The sequence below is a fragment of the Flagellimonas allohymeniacidonis genome (assembly GCF_004296335.1).
Taxonomy (GTDB): Bacteria; Bacteroidota; Bacteroidia; order Flavobacteriales; family Flavobacteriaceae; genus Flagellimonas; species Flagellimonas allohymeniacidonis.
In genome coordinates this window covers 1637385-1653055 of sequence record NZ_SGIU01000001.1, presented here as the reverse complement: position 1 = coordinate 1653055, position 15671 = coordinate 1637385, and the positions used below count along the sequence as shown (strand labels likewise).

General features: G+C 43.6%; 14 protein-coding genes. 10 read left to right on the top strand and 4 right to left on the bottom strand.

Annotated elements, in window-relative coordinates; genetic code table 11:
• Positions 1 to 73: 73 nt before the first annotated feature.
• Positions 74 to 1357 (top strand): citrate synthase, encoded by a 1284-nt coding sequence (locus tag EW142_RS07565; RefSeq protein ID WP_130611926.1) that lies wholly within the window; start codon positions 74 to 76, stop codon positions 1355 to 1357.
• A 50-nt stretch (positions 1358 to 1407) separates the two neighbouring features.
• On the opposite strand, the gene EW142_RS07560 is transcribed toward EW142_RS07565, so the two are convergent.
• Complete coding sequence (locus tag EW142_RS07560) at positions 1408 to 1878, bottom strand: hypothetical protein (protein WP_130611923.1); 471 nt, start codon at positions 1876 to 1878, stop codon at positions 1408 to 1410.
• A gap of 286 nt (positions 1879 to 2164) precedes the next feature.
• Between EW142_RS07560 and EW142_RS07555 the strand changes: the two genes are divergently transcribed.
• The 4 genes from EW142_RS07555 (at position 2165) to EW142_RS07540 (ending at position 6918) form a co-directional block, all read left to right on the top strand.
• Positions 2165 to 3082, top strand: a complete 918-nt coding sequence (locus EW142_RS07555; RefSeq protein ID WP_130611920.1) for a dimethylarginine dimethylaminohydrolase family protein — start codon at positions 2165 to 2167, stop codon at positions 3080 to 3082.
• 110 nt (positions 3083 to 3192) lie between these two features.
• On the top strand, positions 3193 to 4125 hold the full coding sequence (gene ctlX, locus EW142_RS07550; protein WP_130611917.1) for a citrulline utilization hydrolase CtlX: 933 nt from the start codon (positions 3193 to 3195) through the stop codon (positions 4123 to 4125).
• A gap of 334 nt (positions 4126 to 4459) precedes the next feature.
• A complete protein-coding gene (locus EW142_RS07545) occupies positions 4460 to 5500 on the top strand; it encodes a hypothetical protein (protein WP_130611914.1) in 1041 nt (346 codons plus the stop codon).
• Between the two features lie 2 nt (positions 5501 to 5502).
• Complete coding sequence (locus tag EW142_RS07540; protein WP_130611911.1) at positions 5503 to 6918, top strand: MBOAT family O-acyltransferase; 1416 nt, start codon at positions 5503 to 5505, stop codon at positions 6916 to 6918.
• 5 nt (positions 6919 to 6923) lie between these two features.
• Here the strand turns inward: EW142_RS07540 and EW142_RS07535 are convergent, their stop codons facing one another.
• Positions 6924 to 7283 carry an endonuclease domain-containing protein gene (locus tag EW142_RS07535; protein WP_130611908.1) on the bottom strand — a complete coding sequence of 120 codons (360 nt, stop codon included), beginning with the start codon at positions 7281 to 7283 and terminating at the stop codon, positions 6924 to 6926.
• Between the two features lie 299 nt (positions 7284 to 7582).
• On the bottom strand, positions 7583 to 9037 hold the full coding sequence (locus EW142_RS07530) for a BCCT family transporter (protein ID WP_262708059.1): 1455 nt from the start codon (positions 9035 to 9037) through the stop codon (positions 7583 to 7585).
• Positions 9038 to 9390: 353 nt separating this feature from the next.
• On the opposite strand from EW142_RS07530, the gene EW142_RS07525 reads away from it, so the two are divergent.
• From EW142_RS07525 to EW142_RS07505, 4 genes are all read left to right on the top strand, one after another.
• On the top strand, positions 9391 to 11589 hold the full coding sequence (locus EW142_RS07525) for an Ig-like domain-containing protein (RefSeq protein WP_130611903.1): 2199 nt from the start codon (positions 9391 to 9393) through the stop codon (positions 11587 to 11589).
• Between the two features lie 530 nt (positions 11590 to 12119).
• The gene (locus EW142_RS07515; protein ID WP_130611900.1) at positions 12120 to 13109 is read left to right on the top strand and encodes a PD-(D/E)XK nuclease domain-containing protein; all 990 of its coding nucleotides are present in this window, start codon (positions 12120 to 12122) and stop codon (positions 13107 to 13109) included.
• A gap of 96 nt (positions 13110 to 13205) precedes the next feature.
• Complete coding sequence (locus EW142_RS07510; protein ID WP_130611897.1) at positions 13206 to 13658, top strand: RuvC family protein; 453 nt, start codon at positions 13206 to 13208, stop codon at positions 13656 to 13658.
• 2 nt (positions 13659 to 13660) lie between these two features.
• Positions 13661 to 14674, top strand: a complete 1014-nt coding sequence (locus EW142_RS07505; protein ID WP_130611894.1) for a serine/threonine-protein kinase — start codon at positions 13661 to 13663, stop codon at positions 14672 to 14674.
• 114 nt (positions 14675 to 14788) lie between these two features.
• Here EW142_RS07505 and EW142_RS07500 read toward each other — a convergent pair whose 3' ends face one another.
• The gene (locus EW142_RS07500; RefSeq protein WP_130611891.1) at positions 14789 to 14983 is read right to left on the bottom strand and encodes a hypothetical protein; all 195 of its coding nucleotides are present in this window, start codon (positions 14981 to 14983) and stop codon (positions 14789 to 14791) included.
• A 169-nt stretch (positions 14984 to 15152) separates the two neighbouring features.
• On the opposite strand from EW142_RS07500, the gene EW142_RS07495 reads away from it, so the two are divergent.
• On the top strand, positions 15153 to 15626 hold the full coding sequence (locus EW142_RS07495; RefSeq protein WP_130611888.1) for a hypothetical protein: 474 nt from the start codon (positions 15153 to 15155) through the stop codon (positions 15624 to 15626).
• The last annotated feature ends 45 nt before the right edge of the window (positions 15627 to 15671 follow it).

The window sequence follows — 15671 nt, the reverse complement described above, 5'->3', positions numbered from 1 at the left end:
ACGGGGAAATTGTTAATGCCTTTGCTTTTTCGTAAATTTCGGGTTCCATTTTAATAATCTCTTAAAATATAGCATGTCGGATAAAGCGATACTTGAATATTCCGGAAACCGTTACGAATTCCCGGTGATAAAAGGTAGTGAAAATGAGTTGGCCGTAGATATTAAAACCCTAAGAGCAGCCAGTGGTATAGTGACCATTGATCCTGGTTATAAAAACACGGGGTCATGTGAAAGTGCCATCACCTTTTTGGATGGTGAAAAAGGAATTTTAAGATATCGAGGGTATTCGATTGAGGATTTGGCTGAAAAAGCTGATTTCCTTGAAGTATGTTACCTCCTCATCTTTGGGGAGCTTCCCAACAAGGAACAACTCGAAACCTTTCATCACGACATCAAGGAAGAAGCCCAGGTAGATGAGGAAATGAAGAAGATTTTGGATGCTTTCCCAAAAGCGGCGCATCCTATGGGCGTTTTGTCGTCCTTGACCAGTGCCTTGGTTGCCTTTAATCCGGTTTCGGTTGATGTCTCTTCAGAAACAGCCATGTACAATTCCATTGTACGGATTTTGGCCAAGTTTCCGGTATTGGTGGCATGGACCCAACGCAAGAAAAAGGGCCTTCCCTTAAATTATGGTGACGACACCTTGGGCTATGTGGAGAACTTCCACAAAATGATGTTCAAAAAGCCCAGCAAAGAATATGAAAAAGACCAGATCGCCATTGATGCTATCGATAAGCTTTTGATTTTGCATGCGGACCACGAACAAAACTGTTCCACTTCCACAGTACGAATCGTTGGTTCTTCCCATGCGGGTCTATTTGCTTCACTTTCAGCGGGAATCTCTGCGCTTTGGGGCCCCCTTCACGGAGGAGCGAACCAAGCCGTTTTGGAGATGTTGGAAGCGATTCAGGCCGACGGTGGCGATACTAAAAAATATATGGCCAAGGCCAAGGATAAGAACGACCCTTTCCGTTTAATGGGCTTCGGTCACCGTGTTTACAAAAACTTTGATCCAAGGGCACGGATTATTAAAACAGCAGCAGATGAAGTATTGGGGAATCTGGGAATAGAAGATCCTATTTTAGAGATTGCCAAGGGACTTGAAAAGGAAGCTCTGCAAGATGATTATTTTGTAAAACGCAAGCTCTATCCCAATGTGGATTTCTACTCGGGAATTATTTACCGTGCCTTGGGAATCCCAACGGAGATGTTCACGGTAATGTTTGCTTTGGGAAGACTTCCCGGCTGGATTGCCCAATGGAGAGAAATGCGATTACGGGGAGAGCCAATAGGCCGCCCAAGACAAATTTATATCGGAGAAACGCACAGACCTTTTGTGGACCTGGGGAAACGATAGGCAAAGAGTGATGTACAAATAAGATAAGGCGGCCCAGAGGACCGCCTTTTTTATAGGGAAACTTGATGGACTTCAGAACTCAGATTCAGCTTTTTGTCCCACTCGTAGCAGGAAGCCATAATTTTCAAGTAATAATACTTTTTCAGTTTCGATTGCCGGTTCTTCAAAAGTAAGCTCCTACAACGGTTGTATTCATCGTGCAGAAAATTATGGGCGTCAATGGTGTTAAGGCTGTTGACGGTCGACTCCATAGAAGTCTCATAATCCGCCACGTGCTGATCAATTTCCTTAACGAGCTTCTTTGGGGTTTCCTTAATGTATTGTTTTTTGTTTTCCGAGAGTTGAAAAAGGTCCTCGGAGGTGATGCATTCCCGATACTTGGCATCGTAATCGGAATCAGACTTTGTTTTACTTGAAGTTGATATGCCAAAAGGATTGATTTTTCCTTTCAAGCCCATGCCCAACATAAGCAGACACACAGCGGTGATTGCTACAAGTACAAAACCTAGTTTCTTCATCATCTAATCTTTTTCATTTTCTTAAATGTAGCGATTCCTTCAGAAACCACCTACAATTTTTTCGATAAACGTGCTATTTTGAACTATATTTAACTATTTGATTAGCAATTAGTTGAATGTTAAATCGTATCCCTTTTCACATTAAGGTTTTTGTTGAGGGACACTGATATTTTTTTTGAAAGAGGTAAAGGAAAATCACCAGCAAAACACTAGTTTTGCCCTAAATTTTTTGAGCCTTTTCCTTAGTGTTGATGGAAAAGTGTTTCCACGCCCTACATAAATTTGAGCTATGATGCAATTGCATATTGTGGATGAAACAGCACCCTTGAAAGCGGTGATTTTGGGAACTGCTGAAAGCTGTGGACCGGTACCGAAACCCGAGGAGGCCTATGATCCAAAATCCTTGGAGCATATTTTGGCAGGAACGTATCCCAAGGAAGAAGATATGGTCAAAGAAATGGATGCCTTTGCTGAAGTTTTTCATAAATACGGAGTAAAAGTATTCCGCCCAGAGGTGTTGAAGGACTGTAACCAGATTTTCTCTCGGGACATTGCTTTTGTAATTGAGGACAAGCTGTTCCATTCCAATATTTTACCGGATCGGGAAAGGGAGTTTGAAGCCATCCATGAAGTTTTGGACCAAATTGACCCCAAGAAGATCATTAGACCGCCGGAAGAAGTCCATATCGAAGGAGGAGATGTAATGCCATGGAATGATTATATTTTCATAGGAACCTATACCGGTAAGGACTATCCTGACTTCATTACGGCGCGAACCAATAAGGAGGCCGTCGAGTTTATTCAGGAGCTATTTCCGAATAAAACCGTAAAAGCCTTTGAGTTACGAAAGTCCAATACCAATGCCAAAGACAACGCTTTGCATTTGGACTGCTGTTTTCAACCTGTGGGTAAGGATAAGGCCATCTTGCACAAAAATGGTTTTTTGGTGGAGGAGGAATACCAGTGGTTGGTGGATTATTTCGGAAAAGAGAATATTTTCGAAATTGATAAGGACGAGATGTACAATATGTTCAGCAATGTGTTCTCCATATCGCCCGAGGTTGTGGTTTCTGAGAAAAGCTTTACAAGACTGAATAATTGGCTCAGGGAACAAGGTTTTACGGTAGAGGAAATTCCCTATGCCGAAATCGCCAAACAAGAGGGGTTGTTGCGATGCAGCACCATGCCCTTGATTAGAGAAAAGTAATAGAATGTCACATCGAGCCCAGTCGAGATGTCTTATCCGCCTTTCGACCCCGCTCAAGATGACCAGACCCTAAAGGGTCAACCAGAAAAGCAAGCTGATACGAATTAAGAATGCAGATTACCAACACCATACTCATGATCAGGCCGGTCAATTTCCGGATGAATGAACAGACTGCCGTAAATAACTACTTTCAAGAAAGGCCCGATATCACCAATGCCGAAATCAACAAAAGGGCCCAACAGGAGTTTGATGCCTTTGTGGAAAAGCTTCGTGCCCATGGCGTCAACATGATTGTTGTGGATGACAAGGTGGAAACGGATACCCCCGATTCCATTTTTCCGAACAATTGGGTGTCTTTCCACTCCAATGGAACGGTCTGTGTGTATCCCATGTTTGCCGAAAACCGCAGAAAAGAACGTCGAGAGGATATTTTCGAAATCCTTGAGGAGAATGGTTTCCAAATCAATGATGTGATGGACTATACCTCCGCTGAGGAGGAAGGTGTATTTCTGGAAGGCACCGGTAGCATCTTGAAGGACCGTGTGAACCAAAAGGCCTATTGCGCCCTCTCCGAACGTGCCCACGAGGAGCTTTTTATTGAGTTTTGTGAGGATTTTGATTGCTTCCCGGTGATTTTTACGGCCAATCAAACTGTGGATGGGGAACGATTGCCCATTTACCACACCAATGTGATGATGGCTATGGCCGAAACCTTTGTGGTCATTTGCCTCGATACCATCGACGACAAAAAGGAACGCAAAAATGTGGTGGAACAGATTAAAAAGGATGGCAAGGAAATCATTTCCATCACGGAAGAACAGATGTACCAGTTTGCGGGGAACATGCTTCAGGTGATTGGAGCCAACGACCAACGCTATATGGTGATGAGCACGGCGGCCTACAAAAGCCTGCGACCTGACCAAATTGCTGCGATTGAAAAGCATTGCCCCATTCTTCATAGCCCATTGGATACCATTGAAACCTGTGGTGGAGGCTCTGCTCGATGCATGATGGCAGAGGTATTCTTACCGATGTCGAGCTAATTTGGTGGGACGCCAAAAATGCTTATCTTTCATGAATACTTCACGGTATGCCCTTTTCAGGAACAGTCTCCTGACATTTCTTATCTGACTTACTAGTTACGTTGGCAAACAATGAAACCAACCAAAACCAATCTAAAATAGTCGAAAACCGTTTTTTCGATATGTACCCCCCTTATTTAGTTAATTCCCCTTTGGTTTCCTTTTAGGAAAGTCATGGTTTTTGCTATGGCCTTTCCAAACTGAAATGAATTGGAAGTACCCTAAGGAACATCTAGATGTTCCAAGCCCCCCCTTTGGTGCCTTCAATGGATTACAAATGCTAAAACACAAGGAAATGAAACTAACACTTTCGGCCGGAATCGCACTTTTTTTAAGTGTGGCATCACTTACGGTCTGGGAAATCTACTGGAGGTCCCAAGGTAGGATTCCCACCATTGACGACGATAAACATCTTTGGGCCGCAGAACGCGAAAAAGTTGACCAACTGGGTCCCGATGACATTGTAATCGTAGGATCCTCAAGGGTAATGTTCGATATTCAATTGGATGAGTTTGAAGAATTATCGGGCGTACGTCCCATACAGTTGGCCTGCGCAGGAAGTTCACCACTTCCGGTTTTTCATGATATTGTAGAGAACACTGATTTCAGCGGAACGGTCATCGTAGGGGTGACCCCACCCCTTTTTTTCTCGACCACCTTTCCAAAGGCCCCGCCCATCGAGTGGCCCCAATCCAGGGTAGATCATCATAAAAAGTGGACCTACGCCCAGCGATTCAATCACTGGTTATCGATGCCACTTCAAAAGAATTTGGTAATGGTTGCCACCCACGATGAGGTGCTGGACGATAATGTAGACCTAAAAACACTATTGAACAATGTAGAAATCAACAACCGAACAAAAAAGCCGCGATATCCTCCGTTTTTTGAATTTGGTTATATAGACGATTCCCGAAACGTTCGAATGGCGCCACAAATGACAAGTGATACGACAGCTGCCAATCAAATCAAGGGGGCTTGGGAGTTTGTTTTCAGCGGAAAGAATCCCCCACCCGATAAAAATGGCACCACGGCCTTTTTCGCAAAAGATGCAGAAAAGCTAAGGGAAAGAGGGGGAAATGCGGTTTTTGTAAGATGTCCCTCCACAGGTATTTTTCATGAAGGGGAAAAGAAAATTACCCCAAGGGAAACTTTTTATGACAGTTTATTGACGGTTACCAAATTTCCGGGATATCATTATCAGGATTATGAGGAGTTACGAAATTTTGATTGCCCCGAATGGTCGCACCTTTCGGAGCCCGATGCCAAAAAATTCACCAAAGCCCTGGTCAAGATTATGCTGAAAGACAAGGTAATCACTAACCTTAAAACCGACTGATCATGTTGTTCAACTCCCTGGGATTTTTTGTTTTTCTCTTTGTTGTACTCCTATTGTACTATACGCCTGTACTTTCCTGGAAGGGAAAAAAGGCGATGTTGTTGCTGTCAAGTTATGTGTTCTACGCCCTGTGGAACCCACCTCTGGTGATTCTGTTATGGATTTCGACCATGGTCGATTGGACCGCGGGCAAAAAATTGGCCATATTACAGAACGAAAAGAAACGCAAACTTTGGCTCATCTTGAGCATGGTGGTTAATTTGGGATTCCTCGCTTTTTTCAAATATGGGGATTTCTTGCTTGAAAACTTTGTTCTGCTGATGCAGTCTATCGGCTTGGATTTTCAGGCTCGCCCCATGGATATCATTTTGCCCATGGGCATTTCCTTTTATACGTTTCAGACCATGTCGTACACCATCGATATGTACCAACGCAAAACGGAACGAGCAAAAACCATGTTGGACTTTGCCCTCTACGTCACCTTTTTTCCTCAGTTGGTGGCCGGACCCATTGTGCGGGCGAAGGAACTTATCACCCAGTTTTACGAACCTAAAAAGGCTACGGTGAATCAATTTTTATGGGGTGCCTTTTTGCTGACGATAGGCTTGTTCCAAAAAGTGGTGATGGCCGATACGTTGTTATCCGGTGCCTCCGATACAGTGTTTGGAAGCAAGGACGTTCTGCATGGCCTCGATGCCTGGATGGGCACCTTGGCTTTTTCCGGACAAATATTTTTCGATTTTGCCGGCTATTCCACCTGTGCCATTGGCATTGCCCTGATGTTGGGCATCGCCCTACCCGATAACTTTCGATATCCCTATGCCTCTATCGGATTTTCCGATCTCTGGCGGAGGTGGCACATAACACTGTCGACCTGGCTGCGGGATTATCTCTATATCCCCTTGGGGGGAAACCGCAAGGGATTGACCCGAACCTATGTGGCCCTTATGGTGACCATGCTTTTGGGCGGACTCTGGCATGGCGCGGCTTGGACCTTTGTGGTCTGGGGAGCTTTACATGGCATCTACTTGGTTATCGAACGACAATTTCGTGGCAGGGTGAAGGCAAAGACCACGGGCTGGCAAGGATTTATGCTCGCGCTGCTCACCTATACCTGCGTGAACATCACCTGGGTATTTTTTAGGGCGAGGGAATTTGTTACGGCTAAGAATATGATGGCCTCCATGTTTTTAGGAAATACCGATGGTGCCCAAGTGCTACATACCTTCGAGATTGTTAAGGTGAGCACAGTAATTGCTGGTTTGTTCCTCTGTCATTGGTATATGCGCAACAGAACGATGAAAGACGTGTCCAAAAAAGTGTCACCTGTGCTCATGGGGGTGTTTTGGGCCATTTTGGTCTTTTTCATCGTGATTTCACAAGGCAGTGGAGAACAGTTTATCTACTTCCAGTTTTAGGACTATTAAACTTTAAAATGACTTTCTATTTCTGATAGTACTGTAGGCAACTGGTCAAAGACCAGCTTGTTTTCAAAACGGATGACGGTATAGCCCAAGCTTTCCAAATATTCGGTTCGGATGTTATCTTTTTCTTGGGCAGCTGCATTAAAATGCACTTCCCCGTCCAGTTCAATGATGAGTTGTTCCGAGGCGCAATAAAAATCAACAATGTAGTTTCCGATGCTATGCTGCCGTTGGAATTTACGTCCCTGCAGCTTTTTGCCCTTGAGGTGGGTCCACAGAAAAGCTTCGGCAGGCGTTAGGTTCTTGCGGAGTTTCCGCCGTAGCGGTAGTAGGTATTTTTGGCTGTGAATGGGTTTCATTGGGAGGGGTAAAGTAGTAAATTTTGGGCAGGTGGTCCAAATGAGTGTGGGGAATCCCTCCGTCCCACTACGGTGGGACACCTCCCTTTACAAAGGGAGGAGCCTGTTGGGGACTTGTTTTGGAGTAATGTCTAGCGGTGGGACATTGGTCCACTGAACAGGAGGAGCCAGGGAGGTTGCCATGATTTCAGGACATAACTTGCTCAAGAGCCTCCTGCCAGATACTCTCGGTGTTGAGAAGATTCTGGTGAGTACTTATGGCTCCCCTCTTTTCAAAGAGGGGTGGTTAACCGGGGAGTTTATGTTTTCTTATAGAAATACATAAAAATCCCCGCCATGGCCACCATAAAAAAGGCGAAGGGCAGGGAGGTGATGATGAGCAACTTTTGCACGGCCACCAGCACATCAATTTCGGGTTTGGCATTACCGAGAAGGATAAGCGCCAAAGTTGCCAAAAGAATAATGACTGACCACAACAACCGATGCTTCCGGTCGGGGATAGGATTGCCACGGTCCGTGAACATGCTGAGGACAAACACCGCCGAATCCACCGAAGTGACCAAAAAGCTTATGAGAAGTAAAATGGTGACCCCATTGAGCAGCGACGGCAGCGGATAGCTCTCAAAAAAAACAAAGATGGACGAGAACACATTCCCGAACTCATTGTTGTACGCGCCCCAGCCTTCGATGATCTCAAAGGCCGACGTGCCAAAGACCGAAAACCAGAAAAACGTGCCCAGCGAGGGCAACAGCAGTACCCCCAATAGCATTTGCCGCAGGGTGCGCCCACGGGAGATTCGCGCAATAAAAATTCCGGTGAAGGGCGCCCAGGCCAACCAAAAGGCCCAGTAGTAGAACGTCCAGTCGGTGAGGAAGTCAATGCCAGGGTTGTAGTGGCCCCAGGCCACGCTCAGGGGCACAAAATCGATAAGGTATTGCAGGGAGGCCTTTCCGAAGGAAAGGAGGATCTCCCCCACATTGCTGTTCACCAGTACAAAGGCCAAGAGCAGCAGGGTGACCAAAATATTGAACTTGGATATCTGCTTGATTCCCCGGTCGACCCCCAGCCAAACGGAGACAAAGGCGATGGACGATATTAAAATCGCCAAGAGCAGGGTAGTGCCCAGGCCGAAGATATCGCCGAAGAGGTGGTCGAGCCCTCCGGTGATCTGGGCAGTTCCGAGGCCCACGGCGGCAATCAACCCAAAAACGGTGGTGAGAATGGCCAGCACATCGATGATGGCAGCGCGCTTGCGCCCATTGAGGCGGGCGGGGATGCTACGGCTCACCAACACCCGTTGGTTTTTTACGAATAGAGCATAGCCAATGACCAGGGCGAACAGCCCGTAAAAGGCCCAGGCCGTAAAGCCCCATTGGTAAAAGGTAAACTCCAGCGCAAGGATTTCGGGGGTAGTGTTTGTGGGAATAGGCGGATTTTGCTGCATAAACACCGGTTCTTGCACCGCGCGGAGCAGAATACCGGCGCCCATACCCGTGCTGTAGAGCATACTGGCCCAGGCCCAGGTGGAGTGCTCGGGTTTTTCATCGGCTTGGCCGAGTTTGCGCTTGCCCCAGGGGGAGATGGCGATTCCTAAAAGGAGCAGCACACAGCCCAGCCCCAAGTAGAGGTAAAAGTACCCAAAGTAGCTGCGCACCCATAGCGAAACGGACTCTATGCTCTGGTAGCTCCACTCGGTAAAAAAGAACACCACGGCCGAAAACAGCACCAATAGGCCAGTGGAAACGGAGAGCAGCTTGTTATTTTTAAATAATCCTAAAATGGGTTTCGGTTTATGTCATTTCGAAAGTAAGGAGAAATATCGAGCTGATGACTCAAGAAGTATTGAACAGAGTGGCCTTCTCCCCAGATTGAAAATCAGATGGCATTTCAAATAGTACAGGTATACTATTTGAACGACTTTTCATCAAAAAGAATAGGAGATTCTTGATAATTGTAGTATATTATAAGGTCCCTTTCAAACAAAAATTCCCTCAAAAATATCTGAAGTTTCCGTATCCCTAGGTTGACTGGGGATATCGTGATGGTTAGTTCCCTTGGAATCCGAAATCTGGATTACCGATTAGCAACGATTAAATTTTTTGGGTTATGATAATCAAGCAAAAGATTAAAAATGCAGCATCTATTGAATTTAGAAATTTCAAGTCAATAGGTATGGGTGTACTTATGATTCTGGCATTTTTGGGATGCAAGGAAAAGCAACAGGACGAACAGACCACCAGCGATTTGAACGGCCCCTTTATCGTACAGTCCTTAGCTGCAGAAACCAATTTTGACGCGTACGGCCGCAGCGGAGAGCTAATACAGCACGGAATCACCCTGTTGGTACGAAATGAAGACAAGGAACCCCCAACCAATGCCAAGGGTGAGGTGATGCCCGTTACGGTTTCCTTCGAGGTAATAGCACAACCCGACGGGGCCAATATGGAGTTGTTCACTGGTGGAGAAGGGAGCTCCACAGCTACTGATGATCAAGGCCGGGCCAATGTCGGTATTCGACTGGGGAGCAGTGCTGGAGTTTATGTGGTGCGCGCAACACTTCCTGATTTTTTCGACAGCGTGGACGCCTTTATAACCATTTATACCGAAGGCATTACATCAAAACTGACCGTTCTACCCTTCGACCCCGTTTCTGTGGATGAACCTTTGCAAATGCAGGTGAGGGCCACGGACTGGCTTGATGCACCCGTGGAGAACGCCAATTTACTGGCATCCTTTGTGAGTGAAGACTTTCCTGAGATTCCTCCACAGACCTTTGAAGGCACATCGGAAGGAGATGGCATATTCACCTTCAACTTGCAGTCAGAATATGCAGCGAAGCAGTGGCTTACTATCGGCGACGAAAGCTCGGAGTTCACCATTGAAGAAGAGATAGCATTTTTACCTGGTACGGTGAGCTCTTTGGAATTCTTGCCTGTGGAAAACCCCAGACATCAACCCCCTTATGACCAAACCACGGTTGAACTCAGGGCCCTCGACAATTTTGGAAATATAGTCCCCATGCAAGGGGTCGATTGGTCAACCTCAACAGGAAATGTAAAGCCTATTTCCCCAAGTGAGGGAACTTCGGCGGCGGCGCATCTCAACTTTGAGCAAGATTCCATAGCCCAGGTAACCGCAACCTTTGAAAAACTTTCAACATCTACTCGGGTAGACTTGCCCGGTGTGTACTTGCGCCCTGTGGAGGAGAATGATTATGCTTTTGTGGGGGACAGCTTTCGGGTGCAAGTGGAGGTGTTCCCATCTTCAGGTGGCGGAATGGCCAAGGCACTTTCAGTGGCCGTATCATCTCCTGGTGAGGCCGCGGAGTTTGTATCGGCCACCGACCATGACGATATGATACCTCCCGTATCGACCAGCACAGATGCAGAGGGCAACCTGCGGTTGACCATCGAAAAAATGGAAGTCCCGCTTTCAGAAAAGACGCCAAGGTTAGTGGTTACTGAACTCCTGTACACCTGTTTGAATGAATTGGAGGCCTGTTTAGAAGTGATGAGCGGTGATATCGTGATTCAACGGTCCCCCAATAGAAACCATGCATTGCACCCCGGTTTGCGTTATTGCCGGCCCCAAAAGGAAAGGCGCGAAAAACAGCTTTGTCTTAATTTCTGTTTGGTCACAAAACCGGGAGGCAAAACCTTTGCCCAGCTCAAGACCTTGGCTGAGGCAGAGGTCGCGAAGGCGCAACAGCACTTTGATAACAACATCGCCAATTGCTGCCCCAAGGTGAAGATCAAGGCCTGTTACAACAACCTGACTTGGCGGGAATATCGGCCCATTGTGAACGGAGGGGCCAAGCCCGGAAAGCTCGAAGGCGGTATTTGGAAGGAAGGAGGAAATTCGACCTTCAATAGAAACGATGCTACCAAGGACGCATGGAAACTTTCCCCTGAATTGAAAAACTTGCTTAAAAAATGCCGAAAGGCCAATTGTAACCCGGTTTATATGGTGCCCGAAGTGTTTCATAAAAGAGGTAGATGGTATAAGGGATGGGCAGTGACCATTTCCCCCAACGATTTTCCGGAGACCACGGGCGCGCAGAATAGCGGTACCGGCATCATCATGACGGCTGGACTGGATGTCAATAACAATGTACTGATTCACGAATTGGGGCATTTGTTGATTGATTTGCCCAGAAATGAAGATGGAGGCAACGAACATAAGGGGATTAGGGACAGGAAACGTTTTATGATCAGCAACCCCAAACAGCACCGGCAAAATTTCTCAGCGGAAGAGTGCAGCCACATCTGGTCGAATATTGATAGTTATAACGGCGACTGTAATTGAGTTAGGGAGTAAAGGGTAGAAGGTATAAGGTTAAGGGTAAAAGGTGCATGGCCAAATAAATTAAACCCTTCACCCTTTACCCTTCACCCAACACCCAACACCCAACACCCCGCATCCATCATCTGACACCCAACACCCAACACCAAGCACCAAGCACCAAATACCAAGCACGCAACACCCTTTTTTGAAACTTTTGATTTGTCATTTGGAACTTAAAACCTCACCAAGCACCAAACTCCAAGCACCAACCACCCAACATTCTCTTTTTTTGGAATTTGTGATTTGTCATTTGGAATTTGAAACTTCACCCTTCATCCAACACCCGCCACCCCGCACCCAACACCTAGCATCTAGCATCTGACACCTAGCGTAGGACATTATTTCACAAAAAGTACTATCTTCATGGTGGCCCTTACAGGCGAAACTCCCCCAAATACATGCCTTGAATTAATGAAACCCTGTCAAAGAATAGGGTAGAACCACAGGTGAGAAGTTACAAGAAGTAATTGTTCTTGATAAGAACTTGACTAATGGATGAAGAAATTATCGATTTAGAGGCTATAATTGAGGTTCTTGCAGAAGATTTTCCCGATATAGCAGAAATCTATTTATTTGGCTCAAGAAGATTTGAAACGGGTAGTTCACGTTCCGATATTGATATTCTGATTACTACGACTAGTAGAATTAAGCCTTCACAACTAAGAGATTTCACATTGAAGCATAGTACAGCTTTGGACTTATTCATTTTGGAAAATGGTAGGGCAACAAGCGTAGCAAATGAAAGTTACATCGAAGCAAGTAGTAATGACAAATTAGTTAAAGATGTCAACGCACTACTTCTTTATGACAAGGATACTGGGGCAAGTCCCGAATTAGCCAAAAAGAAACAAATCGAAATCGATAAAAGGATAAATCATGAATTGACCTCATTACCAAACTCGACCATTGAATATATTGAAGAAAAGGCTTTTGAAAAATTCTTAGAGAGAGCCAATGAAAATGGCTTAACTGCTAAACCTTATATTGGAGCATCAACTGAAGAAGCAAGTGAGTTTATTGTTGAAATTTTAAGAGGGTTAGTACCATCCACGCATTCAGTCACAAATCACGGACAAGCCAAGGTAGGCTGGACGAAAAACCTAAATGATGAATATGATTTTCAGAATCTCTTTTGGATTGTGGTTAAACCATGGTTGCCAAGCCTAAGTAGAGAGGACGTTCAATTAAAATATGATGGACAAGAAAAAAGATCGGACTTCAATTTGTTCAACAGCCAAATGGTAATTGAAATGAAGCATATAAAAAACGATGGTGACAAAAGGTCCATAGTAAAGACATTAAGTGGATTAAAAGGTTTTTATGTTCAACATCCTAATATTAGAACCTTAATTTTTGCAATACTTGTGGACGAATCAGTTGATTTGGACGATAGAAAATGGGAATCTGATTTCACATTTTCAAAGAATACACCTGAAGTTAAAACTGTAATAATCAGAAATAAAATAATTGGAAAAAACTGAAGGAAATATAGGTGTTTGGACACTATGAAAATTCCATAATGAATGCCAATCTATTGATTTTCCGATAAAGCTGTAATCAGTAACGTAAAAAGCAATATGAAAGTTATAGGGTTTAATTTTACAAAGAATGACTTCAGGTTTGCGGTCCTAGAAAATAGTTCAAATCCACCGGTAATAATTGAGAAAAACAAAATCGTTCTTCCAAACATGGAAACTGATGAACTAATGGAGTGGTTTGAAACTCAAATTTCGTTAATTATTGACAAGCACAAGCCAGATAAAATTTCTCACAAGATTTCTTCGGCTTTGTCGTCCTTAGTTCAAATTAAAAATTCCTGTTATCCTCAAGGTATTTTAAATCTGATTGCAAAGAAAAAGGGAATTTCTATCAATTCGTACTCCCCCCAGGGAATTAATGCTACCAAATTTGGACAACCTAAAAAGACTGATGTTTATGAATACATTGATCCAATAATTGGGGTTCACAAGCCATATTGGGATAAAGCAACCAAAGACTCAGTTTTGATTGCTTGGTTTAATTTGTTGTAGATATGGCTAAGGAAAAGCTAGATAAGTTTCAAATAATAGACCATATTGGAAGTGGTTTCTTCGGAAATGTATTCTTATGTTATGACCCTTTTTTCCAGAATGAAATTGCCGTAAAAGTTATTAAAGTAACGGACCCTGATAAATTTATAAAAGCTGTAAAAGAAGGACAGACTTTGGATTTGTGCAGACACAAACACATCGTCGATGTAAAAGATGTCAGGTCTGTTATTTTTAGAGGAGAACAAGTTGTAATAATCGTAATGGAATACTTGGCAAAAGGTTCTATTCAGAAACATATTGAGAAAAGGTTTATTTCGGTGAAGGACGCATGCAGGGTTATTCAACAAGCATTGTTGGGACTTGAACACGCCCATAATAACAATATTTTGCATCGAGACATCAAGCCGGCAAATATTATGTTCGGTGACAATGATGAAATCAAGTTATCAGACTTTGGGCTTGCTATAAACTATCATGCGGAACCAAGCAATATAATGGGTTACAGACCTCATCAGCCTTTAGAAGTAATTGAAGGGAAACCAATGGATAAGGTTTCAGATATATATGCAATGGGAATTACTTTCTATAGACTTTTGAATAATACAAATAGGTTAAACTTTACTTTTACCAGCATTGACGAATGGAAAGTAGCAGTAAAAAGAGATAAATTTCCTCCTAGGGTATTTTTACCTCACATTCCCAAAAAGGTACAATCGATTTTAAAGAAATCAATACACAAAGTCAAAACTACACGTTACCAAAATTGTAATGACTTTAGACAATCAATTGACAAACTAAATTTTGCAATTGATTGGGTGCAAATTGACAATGATAATTGGACTGGACAGGGAAATGGTGCTAGCTATGAAATAACCAAATTTAGAAAGAGAAATGGTTGGGTTATTGACTTTAAGAAAAATGGTATTAGAAAAACCATGCATTGTTCTAAAAATGTTCCTGATGACAAAGTAGAACCTGAATTCTATGAGGTTATAAAAAACACAACATTAAGCTAAGGGTTAAAATGGATAATTACGATCAAGTAAATGGTATAGACAAATAAAAAAATCGTTCAAAATACCTTGAAACTGCAAATCCACTAAACATTAAATATATATAATTAAACACATTCACCCCCTCAAAACCTTCACCACCCCCCGTAGCGCCGCCACCACCTCCCGAACCTCATGGGGATCAAAGGTGTGGGGCTCGAGATAAAAGAGCATTTCGAGAGTGGCATCGAAGTGTTGGGCCAGGGCCTCGGGGCAGCCGTAGGTATCGTTGACCCATTCGAAAAAGTGTTCGGCCTGTTCAAGATCTTTCATGGGTGCAACATATCTATAAAATTTATGCGGTAGTACTACGAATTCGTAGTATTTTGGGTATGGCAACGTAAGACGCTATTTAAATAATCAATATTGGCAGACAATTAGATTTTGAAAATTGAAAAAATTCCCAGGAATAAAAATATTGATTGCACTACCAATTATATTCATGGTATTTCTTTTCATGCTGGACAGACCTTGGGACTATGAAACCTTTGAAGAAATTACTCTAAACAACTATGAAACTTCGAAAATTGGTGTAATCAAAAAAATGGAGCTGATAAAGGGCTGTGGGCTATATCTAGAATTTGAAGATAAAAATAGAAAAGCAATTTCGTTCAAAAAGGACACTGCAACATATGGGATTGGCAGAGATTGTTTTCTAAATGGCCTAATCAAGAGAAATGATTATTTTCAAAAAATACCTAAAAGCAATAAGTGTTTCATTATAAGAAATGATAGCATCATGCTTTTTGATTGCAATACCAATTTGGACGTTGACTTAAAAAGAGCCGGTACTTCCATTAAAAAAATCAACGAATGGAAAATGGAGGGGAAATTCAGATGGGAAAAATTGCCCTACGAACCGGTAATGGAATATCTGGATAATGACATCTATGAGAAATACAACTCGGAAAATTAAAAACTTCTCACAGAAAAAGGGTAGTATCTTAATTTTTAAGGATTA

Coding starts and splice junctions, on each gene's coding strand:
- EW142_RS07565 (WP_130611926.1), top strand. CDS start 74: ATGTCGGATAAAGCGATACTTGAATATTCCGGAAACCGTTACGAATTC.
- EW142_RS07560 (WP_130611923.1), bottom strand. CDS start 1,878: ATGATGAAGAAACTAGGTTTTGTACTTGTAGCAATCACCGCTGTGTGT.
- EW142_RS07555 (WP_130611920.1), top strand. CDS start 2,165: ATGATGCAATTGCATATTGTGGATGAAACAGCACCCTTGAAAGCGGTG.
- ctlX (WP_130611917.1), top strand. CDS start 3,193: ATGCAGATTACCAACACCATACTCATGATCAGGCCGGTCAATTTCCGG.
- EW142_RS07545 (WP_130611914.1), top strand. CDS start 4,460: ATGAAACTAACACTTTCGGCCGGAATCGCACTTTTTTTAAGTGTGGCA.
- EW142_RS07540 (WP_130611911.1), top strand. CDS start 5,503: ATGTTGTTCAACTCCCTGGGATTTTTTGTTTTTCTCTTTGTTGTACTC.
- EW142_RS07535 (WP_130611908.1), bottom strand. CDS start 7,283: ATGAAACCCATTCACAGCCAAAAATACCTACTACCGCTACGGCGGAAA.
- EW142_RS07525 (WP_130611903.1), top strand. CDS start 9,391: ATGATAATCAAGCAAAAGATTAAAAATGCAGCATCTATTGAATTTAGA.
- EW142_RS07515 (WP_130611900.1), top strand. CDS start 12,120: ATGGATGAAGAAATTATCGATTTAGAGGCTATAATTGAGGTTCTTGCA.
- EW142_RS07510 (WP_130611897.1), top strand. CDS start 13,206: ATGAAAGTTATAGGGTTTAATTTTACAAAGAATGACTTCAGGTTTGCG.
- EW142_RS07505 (WP_130611894.1), top strand. CDS start 13,661: ATGGCTAAGGAAAAGCTAGATAAGTTTCAAATAATAGACCATATTGGA.
- EW142_RS07500 (WP_130611891.1), bottom strand. CDS start 14,983: ATGAAAGATCTTGAACAGGCCGAACACTTTTTCGAATGGGTCAACGAT.
- EW142_RS07495 (WP_130611888.1), top strand. CDS start 15,153: ATGGTATTTCTTTTCATGCTGGACAGACCTTGGGACTATGAAACCTTT.